We start from the raw sequence: 2,144 nt of genomic DNA, 5'->3' as shown, positions 1-2,144 counted from the left end.
GATCCGCGAAATTTTAATCAGCGAGTCAGCTTGGGAAGAAATGACCTGCTTATTCGCACCTTCCCTAACTTTGCAACAGTGCCTTATTGAGTGGTTCAGATTGGTTTTGTTCGATATAACATGGCAGATGTAAATAGGATACTCTATTTCTGCCATTTTTCTTGGCGTGATACATCGCATGATCAGCATCACGCTGTATATCTGTAATCGTTTTGTGATGAGCCATTTTTGTGGCAACCCCTATACTTGCGGTAACCTTTATCTCGTTATCTTCAGTTATACTGGGATTTAATATCTCAATGTTGGCGCATAATTTTTCTGCGAATTTTATAGCACCTGCACTGTCTGTTTCTGGCAGGAATATTGAAAATTCATCACCACCAACTCTGCCAATCACATCACTTTTTCTGCACGTGTTTATTATGCAATTTGATGTGGCTTTGATAACAAGATCTCCGGCATCGTGTCCGAAAGTGTCATTGATGTTTTTGAAATGATCTAGATCGACAAAGAGAACAGAGAATGTCGCATCATTACGCTTGGCTAGGTTTATCATTTTCTCACATGTTTGATGATAAGCCCGAGCATTTAATACTCCCGTTAGTGGGTCATTATTTGCCAAAAATTGCAGTTGTTTATTAGCTTCAATAAGTTCTTTTTCAATATTTTTTCGTTGAGTAATATCCGTCAAACTGACCATTTCGCCAACAGTAAAACCAGCGCTGTCTCGGATAGGTTTAACTGATACATAATACGTTTTATCAATTATTTGTATTTCATGGTCAGGTACGTCTAATCCTGCATCAAATATCCGGAAATCACGCTCAATATATTCTCCGATTTTTTCACAAAAATCCGTAACTTTTCTCCCTTTAACATCGCTATTATTAAGACTATAAATCATACGCCACTCTTGATTAACAGCAACTTCTCGGCCTTCTCTGTCGATTAATGCCATTGCAACAGGCATTGTATCAAAAAGCGCCTCAAGAGTGATAGATGTATGCTCTAGGTCGAACTCCTTGTTCATATATAACCTCTAGGGAGGGTGCGAATAAGTACCCTCCGCAACGAAAATGAAACTTTTAGTCAATTAAATTCAATCACTTACATAGGCGTTTTTTTGCGTTTGGTGACTTATTCGCACCTTCCATAGAACTACTTTAATATGAGGTTCGGCGTTTTTCAAGATAGTTGTCGCGCAAAGCTGTTCCTGATTACCCACAGGGCTGACGCATCAGTGTTTATACTTTGAACAACCCCATACATTCGAACAAATATTGTTCATTCAGACAGCAGAGCCTGCGCTTGTTGGCCATGCTCAGATTACGTGACTTGTTTTGCTTCAGTATGTTCAGTATCCACTGCCTGATGACCGCTAAGTTTTCCCCAGCGAAGCCCGCTCTGGCCTGAAGTTGATCCTCTCCGAACGCAATATCTAAAGTCCAGTGCAGCAGATTTTCTACCGACCAGTGCGCTCGGGTTGCCTTCAGCGCTGAGGTGGCATCCAACGCTCGGCTACTTATATAAAATCTCACGAAATCATAGCCTTTGCCATTTTCAATTCGCTCAGCCTGCACGGCTATGATCGTCTTCGCTTTCCACTGCTGGCAAACTGGCATGCTTTCATCAACCACCAGAACCCAACAACGTCGATGCTCTTTTCGCCCATGTTCTGAGTCAAATTGTTCAGTAAAGCCGTGCCCCGAAACATCGGTTTCATTCTTATCCCAATACGCTTGGAACTGTTCTTTTACTTCAGTATTGAGGTTAGGTTGGTTGTCTTTCACTGCAAGCAGGTAATCACCCGACTTTTTGAGGATGGTGTCGGCGATTTTTACCTGTGTACCCATCGCATCAATACTGACCAAACACCCTTTTAATTCAAGAAGTTGGAGTAGCTCAGGTATTGCCGTGATCTCGTTAGATTTGTCAGCGACTTTTTGCTGGCCAACACACATTCCCAGCTCAGTTGACCAGACATTGACCATATGAACAACGTTGGCTCCTCGCCCTTTAGCGGTAGCACGAAGAGCTTTACCATCAACCGCTAGTTGGCCAACCAGTTTTTCAGGCACTGTTGCAAATAGTCGGTGGTGATAAACTTATCATCCCCTTTTGCTGATGGAGCTGCACATGAACCC

Annotated in this window: 1 protein-coding gene and 1 pseudogene; both read right to left on the bottom strand. The window is 42.4% G+C overall.

Annotated elements, in window-relative coordinates; all coding sequences use genetic code 11:
- Positions 1–64: 64 nt before the first annotated feature.
- Positions 65–1,030: a sensor domain-containing diguanylate cyclase gene (locus ACOTXR_RS25005; RefSeq protein WP_222834551.1), complete on the bottom strand. Its 966-nt coding sequence runs from the start codon at positions 1,028–1,030 to the stop codon at positions 65–67.
- A gap of 214 nt (positions 1,031–1,244) precedes the next feature.
- Positions 1,245–2,096, bottom strand: a pseudogene (locus ACOTXR_RS25000) (ISAs1 family transposase); the annotation flags it as partial.
- Positions 2,097–2,144: the final 48 nt, after the last annotated feature.

Origin of the sequence: Enterobacter cloacae complex sp. IR53030 (genome assembly GCF_049238365.1) — a bacterium.
In the GTDB taxonomy this organism is placed as follows: Bacteria; Pseudomonadota; Gammaproteobacteria; order Enterobacterales; family Enterobacteriaceae; genus Enterobacter; species Enterobacter kobei.
Note: the sequence above shows the minus strand (reverse complement) of the source record. Positions and strands in the feature narration are given on the sequence as shown.

Coding starts and splice junctions, on each gene's coding strand:
- ACOTXR_RS25005 (WP_222834551.1), bottom strand. CDS start 1,030: ATGAACAAGGAGTTCGACCTAGAGCATACATCTATCACTCTTGAGGCG.